24 protein-coding genes are annotated in these 26,083 nt (G+C 72.2%); 14 read left to right on the top strand and 10 right to left on the bottom strand.

Annotation, left to right across the window (positions count from 1 at the left end):
* Positions 1 to 107: 107 nt before the first annotated feature.
* Together ABZ208_RS19455 and ABZ208_RS19450 are read left to right on the top strand one after the other, a co-directional pair.
* A complete protein-coding gene (locus ABZ208_RS19455) occupies positions 108 to 653 on the top strand; it encodes a tellurite resistance TerB family protein (RefSeq protein ID WP_356910773.1) in 546 nt (181 codons plus the stop codon).
* 206 nt (positions 654 to 859) lie between these two features.
* Positions 860 to 1,210, top strand: coding sequence for a PRC-barrel domain containing protein (locus tag ABZ208_RS19450; RefSeq protein ID WP_356910690.1), 351 nt, complete (start codon positions 860 to 862; stop codon positions 1,208 to 1,210).
* Positions 1,211 to 1,467: 257 nt separating this feature from the next.
* Here ABZ208_RS19450 and ABZ208_RS19445 read toward each other — a convergent pair whose 3' ends face one another.
* Both ABZ208_RS19445 and ABZ208_RS19440 read right to left on the bottom strand, forming a co-directional pair.
* A complete protein-coding gene (locus ABZ208_RS19445) occupies positions 1,468 to 1,827 on the bottom strand; it encodes a hypothetical protein (RefSeq protein WP_356910689.1) in 360 nt (119 codons plus the stop codon).
* Between the two features lie 80 nt (positions 1,828 to 1,907).
* A complete protein-coding gene (locus ABZ208_RS19440) occupies positions 1,908 to 3,137 on the bottom strand; it encodes an MFS transporter (protein WP_356910688.1) in 1,230 nt (409 codons plus the stop codon).
* A gap of 384 nt (positions 3,138 to 3,521) precedes the next feature.
* Here ABZ208_RS19440 and ABZ208_RS19435 point away from each other — a divergent pair, with 384 nt between their 5' ends.
* The 3 genes from ABZ208_RS19435 (at position 3,522) to ABZ208_RS19425 (ending at position 4,709) form a co-directional block, all read left to right on the top strand.
* Positions 3,522 to 3,773, top strand: coding sequence for a DUF6400 family protein (locus ABZ208_RS19435; RefSeq protein WP_328404514.1), 252 nt, complete (start codon positions 3,522 to 3,524; stop codon positions 3,771 to 3,773).
* Positions 3,757 to 3,987 (top strand): hypothetical protein, encoded by a 231-nt coding sequence (locus ABZ208_RS19430; RefSeq protein ID WP_356910687.1) that lies wholly within the window; start codon positions 3,757 to 3,759, stop codon positions 3,985 to 3,987. The genes ABZ208_RS19435 and ABZ208_RS19430 overlap by 17 nt, the downstream gene beginning before the upstream one ends.
* 98 nt (positions 3,988 to 4,085) lie before the next feature.
* Positions 4,086 to 4,709 (top strand): histidine phosphatase family protein, encoded by a 624-nt coding sequence (locus ABZ208_RS19425; RefSeq protein ID WP_356910686.1) that lies wholly within the window; start codon positions 4,086 to 4,088, stop codon positions 4,707 to 4,709.
* Positions 4,710 to 4,739: 30 nt separating this feature from the next.
* On the opposite strand, the gene ABZ208_RS19420 is transcribed toward ABZ208_RS19425, so the two are convergent.
* The gene (locus tag ABZ208_RS19420) at positions 4,740 to 5,462 is read right to left on the bottom strand and encodes a YoaK family protein (protein WP_356910685.1); all 723 of its coding nucleotides are present in this window, start codon (positions 5,460 to 5,462) and stop codon (positions 4,740 to 4,742) included.
* Between the two features lie 227 nt (positions 5,463 to 5,689).
* Between ABZ208_RS19420 and ABZ208_RS19415 the strand changes: the two genes are divergently transcribed.
* A complete protein-coding gene (locus tag ABZ208_RS19415; RefSeq protein WP_356910684.1) occupies positions 5,690 to 5,884 on the top strand; it encodes a hypothetical protein in 195 nt (64 codons plus the stop codon).
* A 51-nt stretch (positions 5,885 to 5,935) separates the two neighbouring features.
* Here the strand turns inward: ABZ208_RS19415 and ABZ208_RS19410 are convergent, their stop codons facing one another.
* Together ABZ208_RS19410 and ABZ208_RS19405 are read right to left on the bottom strand one after the other, a co-directional pair.
* Positions 5,936 to 7,486 carry a glycerol-3-phosphate dehydrogenase/oxidase gene (locus tag ABZ208_RS19410; protein WP_356910683.1) on the bottom strand — a complete coding sequence of 517 codons (1,551 nt, stop codon included), beginning with the start codon at positions 7,484 to 7,486 and terminating at the stop codon, positions 5,936 to 5,938.
* Positions 7,483 to 8,082, bottom strand: coding sequence for a TetR/AcrR family transcriptional regulator (locus tag ABZ208_RS19405; protein WP_356910682.1), 600 nt, complete (start codon positions 8,080 to 8,082; stop codon positions 7,483 to 7,485). Before ABZ208_RS19405 ends, ABZ208_RS19410 begins: the two co-directional genes overlap by 4 nt.
* Before the next feature lie 85 nt (positions 8,083 to 8,167).
* On the opposite strand from ABZ208_RS19405, the gene ABZ208_RS19400 reads away from it, so the two are divergent.
* Together ABZ208_RS19400 and ABZ208_RS19395 are read left to right on the top strand one after the other, a co-directional pair.
* On the top strand, positions 8,168 to 9,754 hold the full coding sequence (locus ABZ208_RS19400) for an FAD-binding oxidoreductase (RefSeq protein WP_356910772.1): 1,587 nt from the start codon (positions 8,168 to 8,170) through the stop codon (positions 9,752 to 9,754).
* Between the two features lie 31 nt (positions 9,755 to 9,785).
* A complete protein-coding gene (locus tag ABZ208_RS19395) occupies positions 9,786 to 10,667 on the top strand; it encodes a YegS/Rv2252/BmrU family lipid kinase (RefSeq protein ID WP_356910681.1) in 882 nt (293 codons plus the stop codon).
* A 39-nt stretch (positions 10,668 to 10,706) separates the two neighbouring features.
* On the opposite strand, the gene ABZ208_RS19390 is transcribed toward ABZ208_RS19395, so the two are convergent.
* The gene (locus tag ABZ208_RS19390) at positions 10,707 to 11,951 is read right to left on the bottom strand and encodes a saccharopine dehydrogenase C-terminal domain-containing protein (RefSeq protein ID WP_356910680.1); all 1,245 of its coding nucleotides are present in this window, start codon (positions 11,949 to 11,951) and stop codon (positions 10,707 to 10,709) included.
* Positions 11,952 to 12,067: 116 nt separating this feature from the next.
* Between ABZ208_RS19390 and ABZ208_RS19385 the strand changes: the two genes are divergently transcribed.
* On the top strand, positions 12,068 to 12,769 hold the full coding sequence (locus ABZ208_RS19385; RefSeq protein ID WP_356910679.1) for a TetR/AcrR family transcriptional regulator: 702 nt from the start codon (positions 12,068 to 12,070) through the stop codon (positions 12,767 to 12,769).
* Between the two features lie 18 nt (positions 12,770 to 12,787).
* On the opposite strand, the gene ABZ208_RS19380 is transcribed toward ABZ208_RS19385, so the two are convergent.
* Together ABZ208_RS19380 and ABZ208_RS19375 are read right to left on the bottom strand one after the other, a co-directional pair.
* Positions 12,788 to 14,986 carry an FUSC family protein gene (locus ABZ208_RS19380; protein ID WP_356910678.1) on the bottom strand — a complete coding sequence of 733 codons (2,199 nt, stop codon included), beginning with the start codon at positions 14,984 to 14,986 and terminating at the stop codon, positions 12,788 to 12,790.
* Complete coding sequence (locus ABZ208_RS19375) at positions 14,983 to 15,261, bottom strand: hypothetical protein (protein WP_356910677.1); 279 nt, start codon at positions 15,259 to 15,261, stop codon at positions 14,983 to 14,985. The genes ABZ208_RS19380 and ABZ208_RS19375 overlap by 4 nt, the downstream gene beginning before the upstream one ends.
* 247 nt (positions 15,262 to 15,508) lie before the next feature.
* Here ABZ208_RS19375 and ABZ208_RS19370 point away from each other — a divergent pair, with 247 nt between their 5' ends.
* From ABZ208_RS19370 to ABZ208_RS19350, 5 genes are all read left to right on the top strand, one after another.
* The gene (locus ABZ208_RS19370) at positions 15,509 to 16,006 is read left to right on the top strand and encodes a hypothetical protein (protein ID WP_356910676.1); all 498 of its coding nucleotides are present in this window, start codon (positions 15,509 to 15,511) and stop codon (positions 16,004 to 16,006) included.
* Positions 16,007 to 16,050: 44 nt separating this feature from the next.
* On the top strand, positions 16,051 to 16,947 hold the full coding sequence (locus tag ABZ208_RS19365; protein WP_356910675.1) for a DMT family transporter: 897 nt from the start codon (positions 16,051 to 16,053) through the stop codon (positions 16,945 to 16,947).
* 82 nt (positions 16,948 to 17,029) lie between these two features.
* Entirely contained in the window at positions 17,030 to 17,722 is a 693-nt protein-coding gene (locus tag ABZ208_RS19360) for a GntR family transcriptional regulator (RefSeq protein ID WP_356910674.1), read from the top strand.
* On the top strand, positions 17,722 to 19,122 hold the full coding sequence (locus tag ABZ208_RS19355; RefSeq protein WP_356910673.1) for a hypothetical protein: 1,401 nt from the start codon (positions 17,722 to 17,724) through the stop codon (positions 19,120 to 19,122). The genes ABZ208_RS19360 and ABZ208_RS19355 overlap by 1 nt, the downstream gene beginning before the upstream one ends.
* Positions 19,119 to 20,978 carry a GMC family oxidoreductase gene (locus tag ABZ208_RS19350; protein ID WP_356910672.1) on the top strand — a complete coding sequence of 620 codons (1,860 nt, stop codon included), beginning with the start codon at positions 19,119 to 19,121 and terminating at the stop codon, positions 20,976 to 20,978. The genes ABZ208_RS19355 and ABZ208_RS19350 overlap by 4 nt, the downstream gene beginning before the upstream one ends.
* A gap of 56 nt (positions 20,979 to 21,034) precedes the next feature.
* On the opposite strand, the gene ABZ208_RS19345 is transcribed toward ABZ208_RS19350, so the two are convergent.
* Both ABZ208_RS19345 and ABZ208_RS19340 read right to left on the bottom strand, forming a co-directional pair.
* Positions 21,035 to 23,989 carry a tetratricopeptide repeat protein gene (locus ABZ208_RS19345; protein ID WP_356910671.1) on the bottom strand — a complete coding sequence of 985 codons (2,955 nt, stop codon included), beginning with the start codon at positions 23,987 to 23,989 and terminating at the stop codon, positions 21,035 to 21,037.
* Positions 23,986 to 25,887 (bottom strand): HSP90 family protein, encoded by a 1,902-nt coding sequence (locus tag ABZ208_RS19340; RefSeq protein ID WP_356910670.1) that lies wholly within the window; start codon positions 25,885 to 25,887, stop codon positions 23,986 to 23,988. Before ABZ208_RS19340 ends, ABZ208_RS19345 begins: the two co-directional genes overlap by 4 nt.
* Positions 25,888 to 26,083: the final 196 nt, after the last annotated feature.

Raw genomic sequence — 26,083 nt, 5'->3', positions numbered from 1 at the left:
CGGCGACGAACCGGAACTTCTTGCCGGGGAACGAGCGTTGGCACGATGACGCGCGGCAACGCGCTGACGACGTCGGAACGAACCGAGAAGAAGCCGAGGTGGCACCGGTGGCGATGTGGGATCGGATCAAGGACCAGGCCAAGATTCTGCAGCAGGCCCAGGGGGTGCGGGGCTCGAGCGGTCACGGATCAGGATCGGGCTCTGGGGGCGGGCCGAAGGCGCTTCTGGTGAAGGCGCTGAAGTCGCAGCTCACTTCGGTGAAGGCCGAGCTGAAGAGCGGCGCCTACCGGGACGCCAGCATGGCGATGTGTGCCCTGGTGGCAGCCGCCGACGGGCATGTCGACCCGGCCGAGAGGCAGCATGTCGAATCGCTGATTCTGGGCAATGACGTCCTGCAGAACTTCCCCCCGGACCAGTTGCGTCAGCGGTTCAACAAGCACGTCGACCTGCTCGCGGTCAACTTCCAGCAGGGGAAGGCCGAGGCGATGCAGGACATCGCGAAGGCGGCGAAGAAGCAGACGGAGGCCAGGGCGGTGATCCAGACCGGCCTTGTCGTCGCCGGGGCGGACGGCTTCGTCGCGCCGGCCGAGGAGCAGGTCATCCGGGAAGCGTGTTCGGCACTGGGTCTGTCTCCTGCGGAGTTCAGCCTCTGAGGGCACGCACCGTGCGTCGTGACCTTCCCGGGCGTCAAGCCGGGGAAGGTCACGAGGCGGGGGTGCCCTTCGCACGGACCGGTGCTCCGGCCGGGTGACGTCACCGTCTCGCCCCCGCTCCCCCGGTGTCCCTCTTTCGCGGATCGGCATAGCGTGGAACGCGTCCGGCGGGGAATGCCCTGTCCGCTTTCCATGGGAGGCGTCCGATGAGCGAGAACATCTGGAACTACCCGTCGGCGAGTGGCCACGCCGCCGGCATCGAGCTGGCCGGCTTCAAGGTCGAGGCGTTGGACGGAAGCATCGGCAGGGTCGACAAGCATTCCGATGACGTCGGGTCCGCGTACCTTGTGGTCGACATCGGCATCTGGATCTTCGGTAAGCATGTGCTGCTGCCCGCCGGCACCGTCACCCGCATCGACACAGCAGGCGAAACCATCTTCGTCAGCCGCACCAAGGACCAGATCAAGGCGGCTCCGGAGTTCAACAAGGAGGAGTACGTCGGCAACCCGGAGCTCCAGGAGCAGATCGGCCAGTACTACGGCAGCCATCGCGCCTGACGACAGCGGACCGCCGGACTGCGTGCGGCACCGGGCCGCCGTCGCCGGTCAGCCGAACGAGTGGCCGTGGCGGTGAGAGCGCGCCAGGCCTGGAACATCTGCGGCCCGAGCGGTGCTCTTCGGTGCCGCCCCCCGGCACGCCCAGCCGGCTCCATGACGCTGAGACCCACTCGGCTGAACCGTGCGCCGGCTCACCCGGGGCCCGGTCCACAGCGGGCGAAGCCCGGGCCGTGTCCGCGTCAGCGGCGCCACAGAGTTCAGCTGCGCGCGAGGCGTCGGGCCTGCTCCTGCTCATCGTGCCGGACCTCACTCGGGTGCACGCCCCGCAACTGCCAGCGCACGGTGACACCGTCCGGGCCGTCGAGGCGTCCCCGGCGCAGGGCTGCCCGGATTCGGCCGCGGACCTCCTCCTCGGCCTCGGGTTCGGCGGCGAAGAGCACCCGCAGACGGACCTCGCCCCGGTCATGATCCGCTGTGGTGTGATGCGGGGCGAGCGGACACGGCGGTTCGTGTTCCCAGTGCCCGCACAGAGCGACCGTGACGGCAGCTCCGGGTGCCCGTGCGTCGGCACCGGCATCCATGAGCACGACCGCGTCCAGGGCGAAAACAGCGCGCATCGGGTCAGCATCCCACCGGCTTCCCCTCCCGCCACCCGTCGGGCCGATGCCGCTGCCGATGGGCTCGGGTCCGGTGCGGCCTACGCTCTCGGCAGTTCTCTGATCGAGGGAACGGCCAGCAGGACGCCCACCACCGCCGCGCCTATGACCGTGCCGGCCAGCAGGACGTGGCGGGTGCCCCACAGCTCTGCCACCGGGCCTGCCAGGGCGCGGCCGGCTGCCAGCATCAGCAGTGAGCCCGCGACGTCGTATGCGTGCAGCCGGTTGAGTGCCTCCTGCGGCACATGCGTCTGCACCGATGTCGACCACATCACGAGCCAGTACGCGAAGGCCGTGCCCAGCACGAACTGCCCCACGGCCAGCACCGTCACCGAGGCGTCCGCGGCCAGCAGGACCGAGTTCACCGGCACTCCGAGCAGTGCCAGAGCGCCGGCCGCCAGCGGCCGCCGGGGTCGGGTGCGCAGGGCGAGGAGGCCGCCGGCGGCGCTGCCCGCTCCGTTGACCGCCATCAGCACGCCGTACGTGGCCGAGCCGTGCTCGCCCGTGACCAGTGCCGCCGTGAGCGGCAACAGCGGACCGAGAACGGTCAGTCCGTACACGGTCCAGATCGCGATCACGCCCCAGAGCCAGGACCGTGCTCTGAACTCACGCCAGCCGCCGACCAGTTCCGCCCCCATCGAGCCTCGCTGCACGCCGTCCCCGGGCGCCGGTGCCGGCCGCATCAGGGCCAGGCATACGGCACGGACGGCGAAGGTCGCCGCGTTCGCACCGAAGACCGCACCGGCTCCCCACACCGCGACGACCAGGCCCGCGAAGGCGGGGCCCGCCATCGTCATGAGCGCCTCGCAGACCCGCAGCACCGCGTTGGCCTGCTGCACGTCTGCCGATATACGGGGAATCGTGCTCGCCACGCCGGGCTGGAACAGCGCCGCGCCGACGCCGCCGACCGCGCTCAGTACGTACACCGACCACAGCGGCGGACTGCCCACGACGAACAGGGCGGCGAGAACCGCCGTGCCGACCAGTCGCAGCACATCCGCGATGATCATCATGCGGCGAGCCGTGTAGCGGTCGGCCAGGACTCCGCCGAAGAGGACCAGCAGGGCGAACGGCCCCATCCAGGCACCGAGCGCATAGCCGACCGAGGAGGTCGGACGCCCCTCGCCCAGCAGGCCCGCGGCCAGTGCGACGGGCACCATACCGTCGCCGAAGACTGCTACCGCCCGGGCCACGAAGAACAGCCGGAAGTTGCCGTTCCACAGCCCCGGCCGCTCCGCCGCCACGCCGTCCAGGCGGACCGGATCGGTCATCACAGGGGCAGGTCCGAGCCCGCCCGTCGCACTCATCCGTCACGTAGGCGAGATCTACCAGCCAAGAGGTCTGGACCACCAGCCGTTTACCGACGCCCGCCGGAGCTCGTCGACGTTCCCACACCTCGTTCCGCCGGAGCCGGAACGAGGCGCAGGCGAATGAAGTGCGTCACATCCGTACGCAACCATTCGACAGCGACAAATCAACCAATAGGCCGGATAAGGCCTGTCACCCGCGCCGCGATTGGTCCGCCTTGCTGCATTTTCGGTGGAAGGGCCAGGACTCCCGACAAACGGAGGGGATGATTCCAGGGCACTTTCCGGCAGCGGCGGACCTCTGGTAGACGTGGCTGAGCCCCGCCCGCACCAGCCGGAAGTCTCGCCATGGACCAGGACCGCGCAGCCGACCACATAGCCTTCACGATCGACCTCACCTTCGAGGAGGCCCGGCGACGGGCCGAGGTCGTGACCGCGCTCGGACCGGACTGGGACCCGGCTGCCGCCCTCCGCTCCGAGGACGAGGCCTACGCGCTGCTGTACTCGGGCCTCGACGCCGAACAGCAGCGCACGTACGACATGCTCGTCGCTGCCGGTGTCCTGCCGGGAGGGGAGCCGGGCCGTGCGGCTGCCCATTGATCCGCAGGCGGACCACGCCCGCCGCGCCTGGGTCCCCTGCCCCGGCTGCGACGACGCACGCGACTGCGTCCCCTGCGCCGACGGGCGCAACTGCCGTGACCACTGGCGCTTCCTGATCTCCAGCAAGGGCACCCGGGTGCATCTCCAGTGCCCGAGCTGCACCCACATGTGGACCCTCGAGACCCGCCGTGGCGGGGGCCGTCCGGCAGGGTGAGGCGGTCGGCACGCGTCGTGGAACCGCGGGGCCGCCGTCAGCGTCCGTCCGGGCAACAGCAAGATCACGGACGCCGACCTGAACAGGGGATACCGCATATGCCCGGTACTGCTGCCCGCTACCTCTATCTCGCACGGCACGGCGAGGCCTCGCCGGACGAGAGCGAGCTGACTGAGAACGGACGCCGCCAGGCCGTGCTGCTGGGCGAGCGGCTTCGGCGCAGCCCGATCACGGCGATCCACCACGGTCCGCTCCCGCGGGCCGGGCAGACGGCCCAGCTGATCCGCGACCAGCTCAGTGATGTGTCCCTGCAGCCGTCGGAGCTGGCCGGGGACTACATCCCCTACCTTCCGCAGCGCGACGAACTGCCGGCGGAATCGGCCGACGCCATGCTCGGCCGTCTGGCCCAGTTCCCGGCCGAGGAGCGTGAACAGGGTCCGCAATGGGCGCGGGCGGCCCTCGCACGGTTCACCGGACCCGTCGAGGGCGACGAGCCCCTGCATGAGCTGATCGTCACGCACGCCTTCCTCGTTGCCTGGCTGGTGCGGGACGCTCTCGACGCGCCGAAGTGGCGGTGGATGGGCCTGAACTGCGCCAACGCCGCACTGACGGTCATCCGGTACGCGCCGGGCCGACCCTCGTCGGTGATGTTCCTCAACGATATGAGCCACCTTCCGGAGGATCTTTGCTGGACCGGTTTCCCGCCGGAGCTCCAGATCTGAGGCACCGGCCGTCGAGCGGCGCGCGTCGGCTCATTCCCGCGCCGGGGGATCCTCACCCCGCGTCGTGTTCGGCTGCCGCGCATACACGACGGTCGTGGCCAGGACGACAGCGGCGGCCAGGAACAGCAGCGCGGACACCGACCAGCCCAGGTGAATGAGGTACGCACCGATCAGACCCCCGACGAACATCGCGAGGATCGAGGCGGAACGGCGCTTCGCCGCTCCGGCTCGGTGGCCGATGGCCGGGTCGTGTCCGAACGGGGAACTGCTCAGCAGCGCGGTCGTGGTCGAGGTGGTGACCAGCGTCGTGGGCAGGGCGGGGACGTGCGCGCGCATCGTGGTGACGTTGCGCATGCCCATGGCGACCGCGAGCACCGCAGTCACCAGGACCTGCCGGGCGGACGTGGTGCTCGGCGACAACACGAGTCCCCATGCCGTGAAACCGGCGGCCGAGATGAGCAGGCCCTCGACCATGAGGGCGAGGACGAGCCACCGGTGGGTACGGGCCTCGAGCCGCGGCTCCATCCTGGCGCCGATCACGGTGCCGACGGCGAAGGAGCCGAGCGAGACGGCCGGAACCATGGTCGACAGGCCGCCCTCCCCCGCGGCGCCGAAAGCGAAAAGCAGGACGTTGCCCGTCTGCATGGCTGTGAAGACGGGCCCCAGTTGCAGGAAACAGGCCGCTTCCACCACTCCGGTGGACAGCGTCAGGACGATCAGCAGCGGTGTGAGAGCCCGGGGGCTCGGCTCCACGTCCCCTCCTCACAGCCGGCGCGACTGCCCCCGAGTGTGAACGCACGCCTGCGGCCGACGTGGGATTGGGCCGATCGCGGGCACCGGCACCCTGCCCGGCGGGGCTCCGGTCGGGGCCGCTTCGCTGGTCCGTTCGCGCGAACGGCCGGACTGTCGCACACCTTCGCGCCAAAGGCTCCGCAACCGTGGGACCTGCACACAGCAGTCCCCCACACCTAGGACCCCATATGTTCCGTCGGCTGTCCGTCGTCCTGTCCGGCCTCCTGGTGGCCGGACTTCTCACCACAGGGTCCGCGGCCGCGGACCATGCCGATGAGCCCCGTGAGCTCACGTCCAGGGAGCAGGCCGGCCTGGAGTTCGCCGGTGATGTGCTCGGGGGGCTCTTCGGCCGCGGGGCCGCATTGAGCAACTGGCCGTACTGACAAGGGCTGCGGCCCCTCGGGAACAGGTGTCGTCAGGGTCCGGCCCGCTCGTCAGCGGGCCAGGGCCTCCCCGGCCGCGGCGTGGGCCGCCTCCCGATCGTGCGGGACCAGGCCGATACGGGTGCGGCGGTCGAGGACGTCGGACTCGTCGAGCGCGCCCTCGTGCCGTACCGCCCACAGGAGTTCGGCTCCGGTGACCGGATGTCCGGGTACCACGGGGCGGGCCAGGGACGGGTCGGCGAGGCCGAGGGCGTGGACGGTGGCGGCCTCCGTGCCGTAGCGGCGGACCAGCCGCCGGGGCGCGTCGATGCCCGCGAGCGTGGCGGGAAGGGCGGCGCCGATCAGGGGCAGGGAGGCCGTCCGGCACGGGCCGGCTGCCAGGCCGACGGCCGCCACCGCGGCGTCGAGCGAGTCCTGGGCCATGCGCCGGTAGGTGGTGAGCTTGCCACCGACCACCGTGACGACTCCGTCGGGCGCAGTCAGCACCGCGTGCTTGCGGGAGATGTCGGCGGTACGGCCCGAGGCCCCCGCGTCGAGCAGGGGCCGCAGTCCCGCGAAGGCTCCCACGACGTCGTCCCGGGTCACAGTGATGTCGAGGGCGGAGCCGAGTACATCGAGCAGGAAGCCGATGTCGGTCTCGGGCACTTCGGGTACGTCCGGTATGTCGCCGTCGACGGGTTCGTCGGTGAGCCCCACGTACACGCGGCCGTCGCCCTGGGGCAGCACGAGCACGAAGCGGTTGCTCTCGCCGGGGATCGGGATGTGCATGCCGGCGGTGAGACTGCCGAGGTCCTCGGAACGCAGGACGAGATGCGTGCCACGGGAGGGGCGCAGCCGGATGTCGTCGACCAGGCCGCCGGCCCAGACGCCTGCGGCGTTGATGACCGTACGGGCCCGGATCAGCAGTTCCTCGCCGGTGAGTTCGTCGCGGACGCGGGCGCCGGAACCGCTGAGGTACAGGGCGCGGGTGCGCGTGAGGACACGGGCACCGTGGGCGGCCGCCGTGCGGGCGATCGCAGTCACCAGGCGTGCGTCGTCGGTGAGTTGGCCGTCCCAGGACAGCAGTCCGCCGCGCAGGCCGGTCGGCCGGAGCGCGGGGGCCATGTGGCGGGTCTCCACCGATGAGAGGGTGCGCGGGGCGGGCAGGGTGGCGCGTGAGGTGCGGGCGGAGGCGCGCAGCAGGTCGCCGGCGCGGAATCCGGCCCAGGCCAGTGCGGCCTGGCCGCGGGAGACCAGCGGGGTCAGCGGCAGGACGAACGGCTGGGCGCGCACCAGGTGCGGGGCGGTGCGTTCCATGAGGACACCGCGCTCGACGGCGCTTTCGTGGGCGACGTCGATCTGGCCGGTGGCGAGATAGCGCAGTCCGCCGTGGATGAGCTTGGAGCTCCAGCGTGACGTGCCGAACGCGAGGTCGTGGGCATCGATCGCGGCGACGCTCAGTCCGCGGGAGGCTGCGTCCAGGGCGGCGCCTGCGCCGGTCGCGCCGAGGCCGACGACCAGGACGTCGACCTGGGTGCCGTCGGCGAGTTCGGCGAGTTCGCGGGCGCGGCGTGCCGCGTTCAGCGACGAGGCATGGGCGGGGCTGATGCTCGGTCGGCTCATGGGGTGAGGGTCCTCTCCAGAAGGGTGCGCAGTTCGCCGAGGAAGGCCGAGTCGGAGAGCTCGGGGTCGGTCCCGTCGGTCATGGTGCGCAGCGAGAGCGTGAAGGACTGCACGACGAGCAGCAGCGATCGCGCCTGGCGGTCGAGGTGGGCCGCGCGCACGGATCCGTCGGCGTGGCCCTCCTTCAGCGCGCCGGTGATGAGCCCGAGCAGGGCGTCCTGGCTGGCACCGCGGCGGTCGAGCACATAGGGCAGCAGGAGCTCGGGATCCACGTCGAGGATCTTGTGGAAGAGCGGGTGCGCGCGGAAGGCCGCGACTCCGGCGACCAGTCCGTCGACCAGCCGGACGCGGGTCGGGGCGTCGGGTTCGCTCGCGGGCATGGCCGACACGGCGAGGCCGATCCACTCCCTGGTCATCACGTCGCCGACCAGGGTCCTGACATCCGGCCAGCGGCGGTAGAGCGTCATGCGCGACACCCCGGCGCGGCGGGCCACGTCGGTCAGGGTCGTGCGGCGTACGCCGACGGCGAGGACGCAGTCGCGTGCCGCGTCGAGGACAGCATCTGTGTCCGAGGTGTTGTGACGAATGGGCGTCATCTGTCACAGTGTAATGCCAGAGCGGGCCGTGTGGCACGGCGCCTTGCGAAATCGACGGTGAGGAACGACCCAAGTGACCCAAGACATGCTGTGGAGCGGCTGGGGTGACCCGGCCAAGGCGGCCCCGCTGCCCGACTCAGTGATCGGCCTGCTGCGCGACCTGCTCGGGGTCACGCCCCTCGAGACGGGACCGGCGGTGCTCGACGGCATCGACGTACCCGAGAGCCCGCTCTCCCCCGGGGCGCGCCAGGCGCTCGCCGACTGCGTCGGCGACGCGCACGTACACACGGATGCGGAGAGCCGCATCCGGCACACCCGCGGCAAGTCCACCCCGGACCTGCTGCGCATCCGCGCCGGTGAGGTCGACGACATCCCGGCGGCCGTCCTGCTTCCGGGCAGTCATGACGAGGTGCTGGCCGTCCTGCGCGCCTGCACCGAGCACGGTGTGGCGGCGGTCCCCTTCGGCGGCGGCACCTCCGTCGTCGGCGGTCTCGCCCCGGAGGTGAAGCGGTCCTTCGTCGCGCTGGATCTGCGCCGCCTCGACGGGCTGCTCGCGCTCGACGAGGTCTCGCGCACCGCCACCCTCCAGCCGGGGCTGCGCGCACCCCAGGCGGAGGCGCTGCTCAACGAGCGCGGCTTCACGCTCGGCCACTTCCCGCAGTCCTACGAGTGGGCCTCGATCGGCGGTTTCGCCGCCGCCCGCTCCAGTGGCCAGGCCTCGGCCGGCTACGGCCGCTTCGACGAGATGGTGCTCGGTCTCACCGTCGCCACCCCCGAGGGCACGTGGGAGGCAGGACGGGCGCCGCGTTCGGCGGCCGGCCCCGACCTGCGCCAGCTCGTCCTCGGCTCCGAAGGCGCACTCGGCGTGATCACCTCGGTGACCGTACGGATCCGGCCCCTGCCCGCGACCCGCGTCTACGAGGGGTGGCGCTTCGCCTCCTTCGAGGCCGGCGCGGCAGCGCTGCGCACGCTCGCCCAGGACGGGCCGCGGCCGACCGTCCTGCGGCTGTCGGACGAGACGGAGACCTTCATCGGTCTCGCCCAGCCGGACAAGATCGGGAACTCGGACGCTCCGCAGCCGGGCGGATGCATGGCCATCGCCGGCTACGAGGGCACCCCCGAGGACACCGAGGACCGCAGGACCCGTGCCCGCGACGTGCTCCTGGCCTGCGGGGGCGAGTTCGTGGGCGAGGAGCCCGGCGAGCGCTGGGCCCACGGGCGCTACAACGCGCCGTATCTGCGCGACGCACTCCTGGACGCCGGCGCGTTCGCCGAGACCCTGGAGACCGCCGGGTTCTGGTCCGCGCTGCCGGCGCTGTACGACGAGGTACGCCAGGCCCTCACGGCCACCCTGACGGAGGCCGGTACGCCGCCGCTGGTGATGTGCCACATCTCGCACGTCTACGAGAACGGCGCGTCGCTCTACTTCACCGTGGTCTCGGCGCAGGGGGACGACCCGGTCGCGCACTGGGCCCCTGTCAAGCGGGCCGCCAACGACGCGATCCTTGCGGCCGGCGGCACCATCAGCCACCATCACGGCGTCGGGACCGACCACCGCGACTGGTTCACCCAGGAGATCGGTCCGCTCGGCGTTCGCGTCCTGAAGGCCGTCAAGGCCGAACTCGACCCGGCTGCCGTCCTCAATCCCGGCGTGCTCATCCCCGTCCGCTGACCGAGCCCCCTGCTGTCCGAAAGGCACCTATATGCGACAGTTCACCGCCGTCGTCAATCCGACCGCAGGGGGTTCCAGCGGTACGGCGGCCCTGCTTCCGCTGGCCCGGCTCCTGCGGGAGGCCGGCGCGCAGCTCGACACGCAGTACAGCCGCAGCCTCGAGCATGCGCAGGAGCTGGCCCGGCGGGCCGGCGAGCAGGGGCATGTCGTGCTCGCCGTCGGCGGGGACGGGATAGCCGGGTGCGTGGGCGGGGCCCTCAGTGGCACGGACACCGTGTTCGGCCTCGTGCCGGCAGGCCGCGGCAACGACTTCGCCCGCGCGCTGGGGCTGCCCTCCGATCCGGCGCCCCTGGCCGAGCTGCTGCTGCACGGCGTACCACGGGCCGTCGACACGATCGAGGTCGAGTCGGCCGTGCACGCCAGGACCACCGTGCTGGGCAGCGTGTACGCAGGCGTCGACGCGGTGGCCAACCGGTACGCCAACACCTCCCGGCTGCTGCGCGGTGCCGCCTCGTACTACGCCGGCGGGCTGCGGGCGGTCGTGTCGTGGCGGCCCGCCGCGTACCGGATCACCATTGACGGCGTGGAGCACGAGCGGCTCGGCTACACGGTCGTCGCGGCCAACTCCGGCTTCTACGGCTTCGGCCGCAAGGTCGCCCCGGATGCGCGGCTCGACGACGGGCTGCTCGATGTCGTCGTCATCCAGCACGCCCCCAAGCGCCTGTTCTTCACGATGATGAACGAACTGAAGACGGGCGCGCACCTCAAGCGTCCCCAGGTGGAGATCCTGCGGGGCAAGGAGGTCCGTATCGAGGCCGACCGGGAGGTGCCGTACGGCGCCGACGGCGAGGTCGACGCGACGCTTCCCGTGACGGTGCGGGTGCAGCCGGGCGCACTCAACGTACTCGGCTGACGCGACCCGGACGGCCCCTGGACGGGGCCGTCCCGCTGCTCACTGCTCGCGCATGCCCCAGGGGGAGCCGTACTCCTCAAGGAGGTCGAGGAAGGGGCGGGCGTCGAAGGCCTCCGGTCCGAGAATGCCCCTCCCCGACCAGGCATCGGTCGCGACGAGTTCGAGGGCGACCACCGGGTTGACGGCCGTCTGCCACACAACGGCCTGGCTGCCGTACTCCTTCATGGACCACTCGTTGTCGACGACGTGGTACAGGTAGACCTCGCGCGGCCTGCCGTCCTTGGTGCCCTTGACCCAAGTGCCCGCGCAGGTCTTGCCGCGCATCCGGTCGCCGAGAGTGGCGGGATCGGGCAGGCAGGCCGCGACCACGTCACGCGGCGAAACCTGGACCGGCCCTTCGGGCCCCTTCACCGTCACCGGATCGGTCTTGTCCAGACCCACCTGGTGCAGGACCTGCAGCGTGTTGATGAAGTCCGTGCCGAGGCCGTACTTGAAGGTGACCCGGTTCGCCTCCACCCAGCGCGGGATCAGCAGCACCTCTTCGTGCTCGACGTTGACGCACTCGACCGGCCCGATGCCCTCGGGGAAGTCGAACACCTCGGGCTCACTGAACGGCGGTGTCGTGAACCAGCCGCGGCCCGCCTCGAAGATCACCGGCGGGTTGAGGCACTCCTCGATCGTCGTCCAGATACTGAACGAGGGCGCGAAGTCGTAGCCCTCCACGGTGAGGTTCGCTCCGTCCCGGATCCCGACCTCCTCGATGGAGTCGAAGAGTTCGTCGGCGGCGTAGCGGGCGAACACGTCCGACAGACCCGGCTCCACTCCCATGCCGACGAGGGCCAGCCGGCCCGACTTCTCCCACTCGTCCGCCAGCGAGAACTGCTCGTCGCCCAGTTTGACCCCACACTCCTCGTACGGCCGCTCCGGGTGCGGACGCGACAGTGACATCGCCATGTCCAGGTAGTGCGCACCGGCCGCGAGCGACGCGCGGAACAGCGGCATGACGAAGCGGGGGTCGGTCGCGTTCAGCAGGGCGTCGCAGCGCTCCCGCCTGAGAAGTTCCGTGACCGCCGCCTCGTCCGACGCGTCGATCCGGGCGGCGGCGAACCGGCCTTCCTCCGGTCCGCCGGAGCCGGCCCCGGCGGACGCGACGGCGGCCACGGCAGCCTCGGCTCGCGCCTGGTCGTAGTCGGCGACGACCATCCGTTCGAAGAATCCACGGCGGGCGGCGATCCGGGTGATGGCCGTACCCACACCACCGGCGCCGATCAGCAAGATGCGCATGACGAGGTCCTTCCCTGTTTCCCGGGGACTGTCCCGGCCCCCTGATCAAACTCATCGGCGGTTGATACCGTCAATGGCGTTGGCATAAGGCGCTCCCGGTGAGGAAAGGCAGGCCAATGGCGAAGAAGGTGGTGTCGGAGTCCGAGCGGCGGCGGCGGCGTCCCACGAAGACGGGCGTGGTCCTTTCGGAGCAGCTGATCGTGACGACGGCGCTGCGGATGCTGCGTGAGCATGGCGCCGCCGGGCTGACCGCCCGCCGGATCGGTGCCGCGCTGGGGGCCGATCCGAGCTCGCTCTACCGGTACTTCCGCGGTATGGACGAGCTGACGCTGGCCGTCGGTGACGAGCTGATCGGCCGCGCGCTGCGTGGCTGGTCCGCGTCCGCCGACTGGCGGGCCGACCTGCGCGAGCTGGGTCTGCGCATCCACGCCGCCTATCTGGCCCATCCGCAGGCCGCGGTACTGACGGCGAGCCGCGTCTCCGGGCGCGCCCATGAGATCGCGTCGGACGAGATCATCCTCGGCGTGCTGCACCGGGCGGGTTTCCCCACGCCCGCGGCGGTGCGCGTCTACCACTGCTTCATCGACCAGACGCTGGCCTTCGCCGCACTCGACGCGGCCACTGCCGCGCTGCCCGAGGCGGCCCGCCGGGCGGACGAGGCCGTATGGCAGGCCACGTACGCCCGGCTGCCCGCGGACACACACCCCTGTATCGCACCGGCGGCGCCGCATCTCGTCGCTGAGATGAACGTCAGCGCCTATCCGGCGGCGCTGGACATGCTCATCGAGAGCGCAGCGGCCCGGCTCGCCGCAGTGTGACGGCCGCACGGGACCGGATCATCCTGCCGCCGGCGCCGACGGGCTCTCGATCCGGGCGAGTTGCGCGGCAAGGCTGCCCAGCCATTGCTCCAGGTCGATGAGCACCGGCAGCGGAGGACTGAGCGGTGGCTCGGTGGACGGGCGGAACACCGAGCGGACAGGAGTCAGCCTCGGCGCTCCCTCGGCACACAGTTCGGCCACCCGGTCGGTGGCGAGCGCGAGTTGATCCGCCGCCGTACCGACCCGGGCGACCGCCTCCGGGGGGATGGTCACTGTCGGCTGGTCGATGCGGGGCAGCGAGTGGACGCCCAGCAGGACGTGGTTGGCGGCGATGAGGACGGCATGCCAGTCCCACATCGCGGCCGGCCGTTCGCCCGGTTCGCTGCGGAACTGCAGATAGGCGGCTTCGGCGAGACGCAGACAGTGCAGGACGGGAATCGTGGAGGGTGGGGGAACCGACCCGGGCGGTTCGGCCACGAGCCCCCGGACGGTGCCCGGGACCAGCGGGGCGCAGGCATGCAGCAGGGCGCCCATCGTCCGTCGGACCTCCCGGCGCGCTCCGGCGGGCCACGCGAGCAGCCCGCACAGCAGGCCGATCGCGCTGCCGGTGACCACGTCCTCGATCCGGATCTCCGCCAACTGCCAGGAAGCGGGAGCGAGCTGGGCGAACGCCGCCGCGACCACCAGCGTGAACAGGGCCTGCGCCCAGGCGATGCCCAGCAGTGGCCCCAGTGCGAAGGCCGCCAGCATGCCGGGTGCGAGCAGCACCGCGTAGGCGTCGGTGTGCTGGCCGGCCACGAACAGCAGCGTGCCCGCCGCCACGGCCCCCAGCAGGGTGCCGATCACCGCCGAACGCACTGCCGACCAGGTCTCCCACACGGTCGTACGACCGAGCGTCAGCACCGCGAGCAGCACCCAGAAGCCGTGCTCCAGATCCAGCGACCCTGCCACCAGCCGGGCCGCGCCCAGTCCTACAGCGATGCGGACCGCGTTCTGGAACTGCACCGAACGCAGGGTCATGTTGCCGGCGAGACGCCGCCACCACAGCGCGGGGGTGCTCGCGTCGACGTACCAGAACAGCTCCTGGGGCGGGATCGGGTCCGTACGTCTGCCGTCGAGCCCGACCGTCACGGAGACATACAGGGTCCGGACGGACACGGCGGTGCCAAGGACTGCGGCCTGGCGGCGCAGCGCCCTGCCGCCGGGTACGCGGGGCGGGGGCCCGCTCGCCTGGGCGAGGCGCTGTGCCTGGAAGTCCCGGATCGCCGTGTCCAGAGCAACGAGGCCGGCGGCGGGGGGCGGTCGTCCGGTGCGCAGGGCGGCCGCGACGGCATCGCACAGCGCGGACACGCGGGCGAGGAGGTCGGCCGACGTGGCATCAGCGTCGGCGTCGGCGCTGCTCCCCGGCGCAAGGGTGCCGGGCGGCCGGAGATCCCCCGAGTGGGCCAGTTGGTCCAGCAGTCTGCGGGCCGCCGTGCCGGCATGCGCTAGCGCCCGGTCCGCCCGGCCGGGCCCTGCGGGCCGTTCGGCGGGCGGCAGGCTGGACAGCCGCAGGTTCCGGCCGGTCGCCCGTAGTTGGTCCGCAACGGCGGCGGCCTGCTCCGGCGGCGGACGGGCCGCCGTCTCGTCCCCCGCCGCGGAGGCGGCGGTCGCGATGGCGTCCGCCAGCCGCTCGCGGTAGGGGACGGCCGCCGGCGCGGGGAGCAGGAAGACCTCGCACAGGGCCAGCACCAGCACGCCGAGGGTGATGCCGGTCAGCCGGTCCCCCAGGGCCTGTGGTGCGTAGGGCGGGAAACACGCCAGGATGTAGCAGAGCTGGAGCCCTGGTGCCGCTCCGGCCGCGCGGGGGCCTGCTACCGCGGCGAATGCGAGGACGAACCCGACGACCAGCATCCCGAGGACCGCCGCCCAGGTGCTCACTGCCAGCACTGTGCCCAGCACGACCAGCAGCAGGCCGACGGGCAGCGCACGCAGCATCACGGCGGCCCGCTGCCGCCCCGATCCCGGGATCTGTGACATCGCGCCGAGCGCCACCGGCCCGAACAGAGCGTAGATCGCCGTCTCCGGCCGGTCCACGGCGTACACGAAGGGGTAGAACCCGGCGCTCGCGGCCACGGTGACCCGTACGGCCCTGTGCACGATCGCCGTACGGTCGGGGCCGGACGGGACGAAGTGGTGACGCTGCCCGCCCTTGCCGGCGGTTTCGGCGCGCGTCACGGCAGTACCTCACGGATGCCGACCGCCATGCCGACGGCCGCGGGCGGCGAGTGCGACGGCACCTGGCCGTGCACGGCGAGCCGGTGGCGTGCAGCCGTGTCGACGACCGCCGCGGCCGGCATCACGGTCCTGCCGAGCCGCAGGACACCGTCGTACGCGTACTCGTGCGACCGTTCGGGCGTCATCGCACTGATCGCCGCCGGCGCGCCGGCGAGCGCGACCGTGGCCATGGTGAAGGCCCCCGTCCGGGCCGTAGTTGACGGCTCTGCGCGCATGGGCACGTTCCTCTCGGGCGATGCCTGGCAGGCGTCGCGAGTGGGCCGGGCGTGGGCCCGCGTCCCATTGTCGGTGTGTACGCGGCGGACCGCAGCCCGGGCCGCGGAGTCCGGGGTGCGGCGGACGGGACGCGGACCGGGCCGCACGGGCGGCCCGGTCCGGAACGCGGCGGACGTCGTTCGGCGAGCCGGATCGCGCGGGACGGGCGGGCCGGGGTGACCATGGCAGAGGGTGCAAGGAGGTCGTATGCCCGCCGAGTCCGCTGCGCCGTATGCCGTCGTCCCACCCCTCTGGGAGGCGATGGAGCGGTACTTCACCCTGCTGCAGGCCCATGCGTCCGCGGAACGGATGCGGGAGGAGGTGCTGACCGACGACTTCCGCACCGGGTTCGTCGACGGTCTGGTCTGGGAGGGTGACCAAGGGCTGCGGGACTTCCTCGCCGCGCGCTCGGACTTCTTCGACGAGTCGCACACCGTCGAGCAGATGTCCACGCCCGAGCAGCTCCCCGACGGCCGCGTGCGAGCCCGCACACGGCTCCAATTCTTTCTGCGGCAGCGGATCGGGAAGGCGCCGGCGAGCGACACCTTCACGGGAAAGGCGTTCCACCTGTGGGAGTTCGCTCCACGGCCGGACGGGGCGTGGCTGGTGGCGGCCCAGCTCGTGGAGGGCTTCGCCGCGCTCGACGCCAACGCCCGGCGGCTGTTCTCGCAGCCCGCCTCCGGACTGACCCTCGACGACCGCTGACCCGGACCCCGCCACCCGACCGCTCACCCACGGAGGCCGACCACGTGCGCACCTTGCTGCCGGTCCTGTTCGCGCTCTGCGCGGCGCTGAGCAACGCCGTCGCCACCGTTCTCCAGCGCAAGGCGGCCCTGAGCGTGCCGCGGTCCGAAGGTCTGCGCGCGGGGCTGATGGTCGATCTGCTGCGGCGGCCGCTGTGGCTGGCCGGGATCGGGGCCGTGATCGCCGCCGGTGTCTGCCAGGCGCTGGCCCTCGCGACCGGTCCGCTGACCGTCGTGCAGCCGCTGTTCATCCTCGAACTGCCGCTCACGCTCGTCGTCGCCTCGCTGCTGATGCACCGTGGACTGCCGCGGTCCGGTTGGCTGGCGGTGGCTGTGGTGGTGGTCGGGCTCGGCGTCGCGCTGGCCGCGGCGTCCCCCTCGGGCAACCGCACCCATGTGGCGCTGGACCGCTGGATCCCCGCACTCGCGGTGTGTGTCGCAGCGGTCGTCGTTCTCTGTCTGACGGCGATCAAGCATCCCGAGGGCCGGATCCGGGCAGGCTGTCTGGGCGCAGCCACCGCCATCAGTTTCGCGGTGACGGCGGCCTTGATGAAGGCGTCCATGCACATCCTCGACGACTACGGAATCGCCGCGTTCTTCACCTCCTGGCAGACGTACGCCTTCGCTGCGGTCGGCGGAGGCGCGCTGTTCCTGCTGGAGAACGCGATGCAGGCCGGGCCGCTGGTCGCCTCGCAGCCCGCCCTCACCCTCGGCGACGCGACGGTGAGTCTGGTGCTCGGAATCATCATCTACGAGGAACACGTCCGCGCCGGCTGGTGGTTGCTGCCTCAGCTGCTCGGTGTCGCCCTGATCGCCGCGGGTGTCCTGGCACTTGCCCGCATCCCGCTCACGCAGGCGCTGGTCGCACCCGACGAACCGCAGAAGGACGCGAACGCCCTGTAGCCGGTTCTGCGTGGTGAGGACCCTTGCTTCCCGATCCCCAGCGTGGTTCAGTGGCTCATCCACTCAGCCACTGAGGAGAATTGTGGAGACACTGCCCCGCGAGACGATCGTCGACGCACTGGAGATGCGCCTGAGGGAGGACATCCTCACCGGCCGCCATCCCACCGGCAGTTATCTGCCCCCCGAGCGTGAACTCGCCGATGGCTACGGCGTCACCCGGACCACCCTCAAGCACGCCTTCGGCCGCCTGGTGCAGGCCGGACTGCTGGAGACCCGGCACGGCGTGGGCACCCGGGTGCGGGACTACGCGCGCCTCGGCGGTGCGGATCTGCTGCCCATGCTGGTGCGGCACAGCCCCGGCTGGCTCGGCGAGATCTTCGAAGTACGGCGCAGCATCGGCGCGTTGATCGCGGGCCGCGCCGCCGAGAAGGGCACGGCGGCGCAACGCACCGAGCTGCGGGAGCTGCTGGCCGCCGTAGCGTGCGCCGAGGGCGGGGATGCGGTCCAGCTCGCCGACATCGAGGTGCACCGCGCGCTGGCGCGCGCCACCGGCAACCGGGTCTACACCCTGCTGACCAACACCCTGTTCAACGCCTACGTGCCGATGCGGGCCCATCTGGTGGGACCGTTCCTGGACCCGGAGGCCGCCCATGCGCGACTGGCCCCGGTCGTCGAAGCGGTCTGCGCGGGCGACGGTGCGGCGGCGCGCGCCGCTGCCGATGTGTATCTGAGCGCCACCGAGCGGATCATGCTCGACGGACTGGGGGTCGGCTGATGGCCGGACGCGGAACGGAGTTCACCGAGACCATGGTCGGTTCGGTGCGGCTGGCCGGCGAGAGCGAGACGCGTCCGATGCGGCTCGATCTGGCCGTACGTGCCGAGGAGTTGATGCTCCCGCACCGGACGACCGACGGCACACTGACCGGCCGGGTGCGGATCGCCGGGTGGGCCGACGACGGCGACGTCCGGGGCGAGCTGGAGATTTCGCCGATCGCCCGGCGGCGGATCCGCTACCGGCTGGACTTCACCGCCGAGGACGGTCGCCGCTACTCGCTCGACGGGTGGAAGTCCGTCTCGGCGCTGCGGCCGGTGCAGTCGATGACGGTCCTCCCGTTCGCGCTGCTGGCGGACGGCAAGGAGGCCGGACGAGGCACTCTGCGCTTCCGCGTGGCGACCGCGCTGCTGCCCTTCCTGGGCAGCTTCCGCTTTCCCCGAGCTCGGGTCGCACAGGACACGGCACGGCATCTGGCACCGCGCTGGAGCGGCAGCCCCGGCCGCACCGAGGTCTGGTACACCACGCTCACCGACCCCAAGACCCGCACCGGACTGTGGCTGCACCATGAGCTGACCGCGCCGGCCGACGGCTCCCCCGCACAGGCGCACGGCTGGGTCGCACTCTTCCCGCCCGAAGGTCCCGTCGAGCACGCCCGGTTCGGCCCCGAACCGTGGCAGCCGGATCCAGCCGGCTTCAGTGTGGACGGGATCGAGGCCGGACCCGGCCGACTGCGGGGGTCCGCGGGCGGATTCGGCTGGGACCTCACCGAACGTCCGGAGGGCGAGCCCCTGTTCACCTTCCCGCGCTGGTCCTGGCGGCGTCCGCTGCTGCCGGCCGCGCAGATCCTCCCGTCCGCGCACGCCTCCTACACCGGCACGGTCAAGTACCCGGGTGGCGAACTGCACCTCGACGCCGCCCCGGGCGCTTCCGCCCGGATCTACGGACACGGCAACGCCCGTCGCTGGGCCTGGCTGCACGCCGACCTCGGCGGCGGCGACGTCCTCGAGATCGTGGCCGCCGTGTCCATGCGTCCCGGGCTGAACAAGCTGCCGCCGCTCACCTTCCTGCGCCTGCGCAGGAACGGCCGCACCTGGCCGCGCCGGGCGGAGCGCAGCGCCGTCGGCTGGGCGGGGCTCGGCCGCTTCCGGACACGTATCGGCCTGCCCGTATGGACGGTGAGCGGCACGGCGGGGCTGCGCCGCATCCGGGTCGAGGTGACCCAGCCCGAGGAACGCACCCTGGCGCTCGACTACACCGATCCCGATGGCGGGGCCGCCGTGTGCCGCAACAGCGAGAGCGCGGACGCCCGGGTCCTGCTGGAGCGGTGGTGGGGCCGGTGGCGTACGGAAGCCGAGTGGTTCCTCGACGGCACGGCGCACGCGGAGGTGGGCGACCGGTGAGCAGCAGGCTCAGCGGACTCGTCGCCGCTCTTCTCGCCGACGACGGCAGCGCGCCCTGGCCCGGCGCGGTGACCGACCGGCTCGGCAGGATGCTCGATGCGATGCCCACAGCGGCCCGGGCCGCGGTGCACGGTGCGGCCGCGGCCGTCGACGCGTACGCCGCGGTACGCACGGGCCGGCGGCTGAGCGGGCTCACGCCGGGCGAGCGGGAGAGCGTGCTGGCCTCGCTGGCAGCCCGCCCCGCGCTGGTGCCTGTGCTGGACGCCGTGAAAGTCCCGGTGATGCTGGCCGCCGGCACGGAACGGATGCTCCACGAGGAGCCGCGCCGCGCGCCCTCTGCGCCGCCGTTCGAGGATCCGCCGCTGGACTGCGTGCCGTCGGCCGAGTGGCCGGACCGTTCGACGGCCGACGCCGTCGTGATCGGCTCCGGCGCGGGCGGCGCGATCGCCGCCCGCACGCTCGCCCGCGCCGGGATGCGTGTCGTGGTCCTGGAGGAGGGACGCCGGCACACCACCGCCGGATTCGGGCGGCGGGCACCGCTTGACCGGTTCGCGGAGCTGTACCGCGACGGAGGCGCGACCGTCGCGCTCGGCAACCCGCCCGTAGTGCTTCCGGTGGGCCGCGCGGTGGGAGGCACCACCGTCGTCAACTCCGGTACGTGCTACCGCACTCCGGACCATGTGCTCGCGCGCTGGCGCGACACGTTCGGAGTGGGCCTGGCCGACGCGGCCTCCTTCGCGGCGCGCCTCGACGAGGTCGAACGCACCCTGCGGGTGGCGACCCAGCCGCTCGACGTCCTGGGCCGCAACGGGCGCACGGCCCTGGTCGGGGCCGAGATCCTCGGCTGGAAGGCCGGACCCCTGCGGCGCAACGCGCCTGGCTGCAAAGGCTCGTGCCAGTGCGTCGTCGGCTGTCCGACCGGCGCCAAGCAGAGCGTTCAGCTGTCCGTGCTGCCGGACGCATGCGCGGCCGGGGCACGGATCGTCACCAGTGCGTACGTGCGCCGGATCCTGACCGATCCGGACCGGCCCGGCGGCCCTCGCGCCTGCGGCGTCAGCGTACGGCGGCCGGACGGAACGGACTTCGAGATCCTCGCCCCGCTGGTCGTCGTCGCCGCCGGGGCGCTGCACTCTCCCCCGCTGCTGCGGCGCTCCGGTCTCGGCCGTCACCCCCGGCTCGGGCGCAATCTCGCCGTCCATCCGGCGACCAGCGTCGCCGGGCGCTTCACGGAGCGGATCACCGCGTGGCACGGCGTGCTGCAGAGCGTCGGCATCGAGCAGCACCACGACGACGGGATCCTCATCGAGGCCACCGCCGGGCCTCCGGGCATGGGATCGTTCGTGCTGCCCGGCGTGGGCCGCGCCCTGCGGACGGAGCTGGAGCAAGCGGGCAACCTCGCCACACTCGGCGCGATGATCGCCGACCGGCCCTCGGGCCGCGTCCTGGGCGCCCGGCGCAGTGTGCTGCGCTACGACCTCGATCCGCGCGACGGCCGACGGCTGCTCCGCGCGGTCGAGGCCATGGGCGAGCTGCTGTTCGCCGCAGGGGCCGAGGAGGTCCTGACGGGGATCGCGGCCGCGCCACGGGCCCGTTCCGTCGCGGAACTGCGGCTGCTCCTCGGCAATGTGACGGCACGACAGCTGCATCTGTCGGCGTTCCACCCGACGGGGACGGTCGCCATCGGGGCCGACGCGCAGACCGCGCCCGCCGATCCCCGTGGCCGGCTGCGCGGCGTGCACGGCGTCCTGGTCGCGGACGGATCGGCGTTGCCGAGCTGTCCTGAGGTGAACCCTCAGCTGACCATCATGGCAACGGCACTTGCGGTGAGCGAGGCCGCCGCGGGCGGCCCGGCCTGATCCCAGGGGCAGAGCGTCGGAGACGGGGCACCGGCCTGCGGCCGTGCCCCGTCGTGTCAGCTCGGCGGTGTGAGCTGCCCCAGCGTGTGCTCCAGACGGCGCACGGCGGAGCGGGCGTCGTCCGACGGCAGGGCCGAGAGCTCGCCGATCAGTGCGCGCACCCGGGCAGTTGCGTCGTCGGTGCGGTCGAGTTCCCGTTCGGTCCAGGCCGCGCGGACGACGCAGCGGGCTCGCTCGTCCAGTACCTCGGCGCCGAGCGCCTCGAACGCGGCGTCCGCCCTGTCGAGCAGGACGAGCGCCTCACGGCGGACGGCAGCCGCTTCCCCACCGTCCTCGGACCCGCCTTCGTCCTCCTCCTCGTCGCCCTCGTCGTCCTCGTCGTATTCGTACAGGTCGTCGAGGAGCAGCTCGGCCGTCTGTGTCCATGTCCTGGCGCGCTCCAGCAGGAACTCGGGACCGTCGCCGTCGACGGCCGAAAGCGCCTTCCCCATCAGGTCCTTCGCTGAGCGAGAGTCACCCTCCTGGGCCTCGAGCCATGCCAGGGACCGAAGTGCCCGGGCGAGGGCGACCGCTTCGCCCACGGTCTCCCACAGGTCGACCGCGCGGTGGTAGGCCGCGACGGCCTCGTCCTGCATCCCCGCGCCCGCGAGGCATTCGGCGGCGAGCGTGGCCAGCTGAGCGTGCGGGCGCTGGTGTTCCCAGCCCTTGACCACTTCGGCGGCGAGCAGATACTGCTCGGCGGCGGCCCGGTGGTCACCGAGTCCGCGCAGGTTCCGCGCGAGCGTCTCCCGTGCCTGCACGGCGCGCTCGTCGCCGTGCTCCAGCAGGTCCGGCAGCGCGGACTCGAGCACTTCGGCCGCCTCGGCGGCGCGTCCGCTCCCGCCGTAGGCCTGGGCGAGGACCAGGCGGGCGTACGCTCCCGCGCCGGCCGAGTCCCCGGCCGCATCGAACCAGTGCGTCGCCTCCAGGGCGTAGAGCGCTGCTTCGGACTCCTTGCCGTCACGCTGGTAGAGGATCTCGGCCAGCGTGAGCCGTATCCGCCCCAGCTCGTCGGGCTCTACGAGTTCGGCGCCGTGCGTCAGGGCGGCGCGCGCCGCCTGCTCGGCCTCCTGCGGCCGGTGCAGCATCAGCAGCAGCCGGGCGCGGCGGCTCAGGGACTCGGCGGCATCCCACGGACGGCCGGCGGTGATACTGCGCCCGGCCGCGGAGGCGAACAACTCGTCGGCACGCTCCGCGTCGCCCGAGTGCCAGGCCTGTTCGGCCCGCAACTGCTCGGCGTCGGAGAGCAGATCGCCGAGCTCGCCGCCCTCCTGAGTGACCGCGCCGGCGAACTCGGTGACGAACGCCGCCAGATCGGAGTCGAAACGCGCGTGGTCGAGGACGAGCTCACCGCCGTCCGTGTCCCGCAGGGCCGGCTCGAGCTTCAGCGCGGACAGTGCGACCGTCGCGATCCGCCGTGTCCTGGTGGGATCGGACGGGTCCAGGGCCTGCGCCGACGCCGTGGCCGTCGCCAGCAGCTTCCGGATCTCGTCCGGCTCCGCCCCCGTTTGCGCTGCCGCGTACACCACCCTCAGCTCGTTGAGGGCCGCCCGGCTGGGGTCTCCGGCCGCCCGGTAGGCGGCGACGGTCTGCTCGAAGAGGCTGCGGACGGTGTCCCCGCCCGCGTGACCCGCGCGGACAGCCCGGCGTTCCAGCAGGTCGGCAGCGAGCAGCGGGGCGGGGGCCTCGTCCCGCTCGGTGACCAGGGCGTCGACCCTGTCCCATGCGGACGATGCCTTCGGGTGGCCTTGCGTGCGCAGTTCGCGTGCCTCGGCCACCAGCTCGGACAGGGGCTGCTGCGACGCCGCCTCCTGCGGTGCCGGTGCGACAGCCGCAGAAGGCACGACGGTGGTGAGTGACGCGCCCCGGACGCCCAGGGGCAGGCTGTCCACCAGCGGCCGGCCTGCGCGCCGGTCGGCCAGTCGGCGGGAGACCACGTCGCTGCCGTTGCGCAGGTCGAAGCGGGCCGCGATCGACACGGCCTCGGAGTCCAGGATGTCGTACAGCTCGCGCACCGTGCGCTGCTGTCCCGCGTACGCGACCGCGGGCTGCGTCTGAAGGCCGAGGGCCAGCAGGCGCTGGAGCAGTACGAGCGTCCCGGTGAACATCTCCAGTCGCGCCGAGGGGTTGCCCTGTGAGGTGAGGTGCGAGGCGTGCTCGGCAAGCAGTTCGAGGCCGCGGCCCTCGTTCCCGGTCAGTGCGCAGAACTCGATGTGCAGACCGATCGACGGCAGCAGGCTTTCGTTGCCCCGCGCCATGCGGTAGCCGCGCAGATGGTTTCTGCGGGCCTCGTCGGCGCGCCCGGTCCGCAACAGCGGCAGCAGCGACTTGGCGAGGACCCGGTGCGGCTCCTCCATGCAGGTCGAGCGGCCGGCGAGGACCGGCTCCCACACCTGCAGCGCCTTCTCGTCCTGTCCCTGTCGCAGCCAGTACCAGCCCTGGTCGTTGAGCTCGCAGGCGTGGCAGTTGGCCATCTGATCACGGTCAGCCGCGGTCCACGCGGCGAACGCGCGCGCCGCCCGCTCGGTGTCGCCGGTGTCGTCGGCGAGTTCGAACTCGGCCTGCCGAACGGCTCGTTCGCTGTAACCGCCGACGCGGTACCGGCGCTCCATCTCGGCGAGCCACTTCTCCATGCTCGCGAGCGGCATCTCCGGCAGGGACAGCATGCCGGAGCTGACCCATTTGAACAGCCAGTGGAAGGTGTAGGTGTCACTGGAGTCGAACGCCGACGGGTCCTGGTCCCACTCCTGAAGGAGCCGGGCGAACGGGACCATCATCTTGCCCCGCTCGGTGCTGTACTCGTACGCCTTGATCAGGCCGAACAGGGCCTGGCGGAGCAGATCGCGGTCCCCCGTCGACTCGGCGGCCGCGACAAGTTCCTCGGCGCGCGCGTTGCGCAGGAGGCCGTTGGGCGCGGACGCGTTCTCCCACAGGGCGCGGCGGATGTCCTCGGGGGGCGGGCTGGTGGTCACTTGTCGCCCTCCTCGGACGTGACGGCCTGAGCGGTGATCGGATGTGTGGCCCATTCCAGGAGGCCGAGGAAGGCCCGGTTGAGCAATGACGTGTCGGCGGGGCGCAGGGGGCGCTGGGCCATCAGCAGGGCTTGGCCGTACAGCGACTCGACGGCGGTGCCGGCCAGTTCGGCGTCGGTGATGGAGGCGATGCGGCGGACCAAGGGGTTGTTGTGGTTGAGGACGAGCCGGGCGCGCGGTGCCGAGCCGCGCAGTGCGCCGAGGATGTCGCTCCACAGATTGTCGGCGCTCTCCTCGGCTGCTGCTCGGTCCCGCTCGTGGCGGGCTTCGCGGTCGTCGAGGAAGAGCGCCGGTACGGTCACCGGCTGGAAGGCCCGTAGCGCCACGTCGCACGCGAGTGGGTCGAGGCGGGTCCGGGCCGTGGCGAGGAAAGCGGCGAGGGCCAGTTCCAGGTGGGGCTCGACGGGGTCGAGATGTGCCGTGACGGCGCCCGCGTCGAGTTCGCTGATGGTGACGTCGTCCCTGATCTGCGGCAGCAGGGCGATGAGATCGGCGTCGTAGGTGTACCCGCCGTTGACGACTCCCAGGCCGTGTGCGGCCGCGATGGGCGAGACCTGTCGGAACTCCTCGACGGTGCGCGTGAAGTGGACCTGGGGGTGCGCGCGGACGAACTCGTCGAGCGTGACGCGGCCGTCGCTGGTTTCGAACGGCAGCCACGGCAGCATCAGCGCGAACAGCTCCGCGTCGTGCCGGGCCATGGACTTGACGCCCAGATGGTGCACGGTGAGGAAGGTGGCGAGGCGGTCGGGATCACCGGCTGCGAGCTCGGCGAGCCATTCCCGGATCCGGACGCCCAGCGCGTCGCGTACGGCGGCGAGCGTCTCGTCGTCGTACAGGTTCTCCCGGGAGGCCGTGGGGCGAAGGGTGTCGGTGTCGAGGACGACCCGGACGAAGAACGCCCAGTCCGGAAGCAGGTTGTCCGCCCGGTCGGTGAGAAGCATGCCCTTCAGGTAGACGCGGTGGGCGGCCCGGTGGGCAGGGCTGGTCGCGGCGGGGAGGACGTAGCCGACTCCTCGCACCCCGGCGACGGGCAGGTCCAGGTCGATGGAGTCGAGCGGGGTGAACCCGAAGACACGCGAGCAGTGCCCGGCGAGCGCGACACGGCGGGCGGTGGGCGTCGGGTGGGCCCGGTCCCATACGGCGGGCCGCTCGGTCAGGGGGCGGTCGATGGCGTCCGGGCCGGTGAAGGTGACGTCGTGGGGCAGCAGCGAACCGAAGTCAGCGGCGAGTTCGGCGACGCGCCCGGGGTCGGTCCATTCCTGGGCGCCGGGTCGCGGCTCCAGCCGGACGGTCGTGCCGGGTTCCGGCCGGGCCTCGTGGGGCAGGGTCCGCACTGTGTACGAGCCGTCGTCGCTCGCCAGCCACTCGACGGGCGGCTCATCGGGCTTGCGCGCGGACCGCGACACGACGCGGATCTGCCGGGCGACGACGAAGCAGGCGAGCAGCCCGATGCCGAACTGGCCGAGAAACTCCTGCCGCGCGTTCTCCAGACCGTCGCGTTTGGAACTGCGGCCGATGGTGGCGAGCAGCGTGTGCACCTCGTCGGAGGTCAGGCCGACGCCCGTGTCCTCCATGACGACGGCGTCGCCGGTCGCCGTGAGGCGGATGTTCATGGGCGCCGACGGGTCATGGGCGAGGCGGGCGGTGACGGCGTCCACCGCGTTCTGGAGCAGTTCGCGCACGTAGACGCGGGGACTCGAGTAGAGGTGGTGGGAGAGCAGGTCGACAAGACCTCGCAGGTCCACCTGGAAGGTGTTGGCCGTCGGCAGGGACGCCTGGTCGCCGTCGGGCGACGCGTCTGCTGCTGGTCGAGAGGATTCGGGCGAGGAGAGGTTCATGGGCGCAGGGGGCGTCCTCGCGACTCCGATGTGGCGGCCGCGGGCGCGGGTCGGGCGATCGCGGGGTCCCCCCCTCACGAATCGCGATATGGCCCGGCCCCCGGCCTCGGCGGTGCAGGCACGCGTACACAGGCGTGCCTGCGCCGCCGAGGAGGGCCCGGAATTGATGACCATGGTAAGGACGGGCACCGACAAT

Source organism: Streptomyces sp. NPDC006208, assembly GCF_040613775.1.
Taxonomy (GTDB): domain Bacteria; phylum Actinomycetota; class Actinomycetes; order Streptomycetales; family Streptomycetaceae; genus Streptomyces.
Note: the sequence above shows the minus strand (reverse complement) of the source record. Positions and strands in the feature narration are given on the sequence as shown.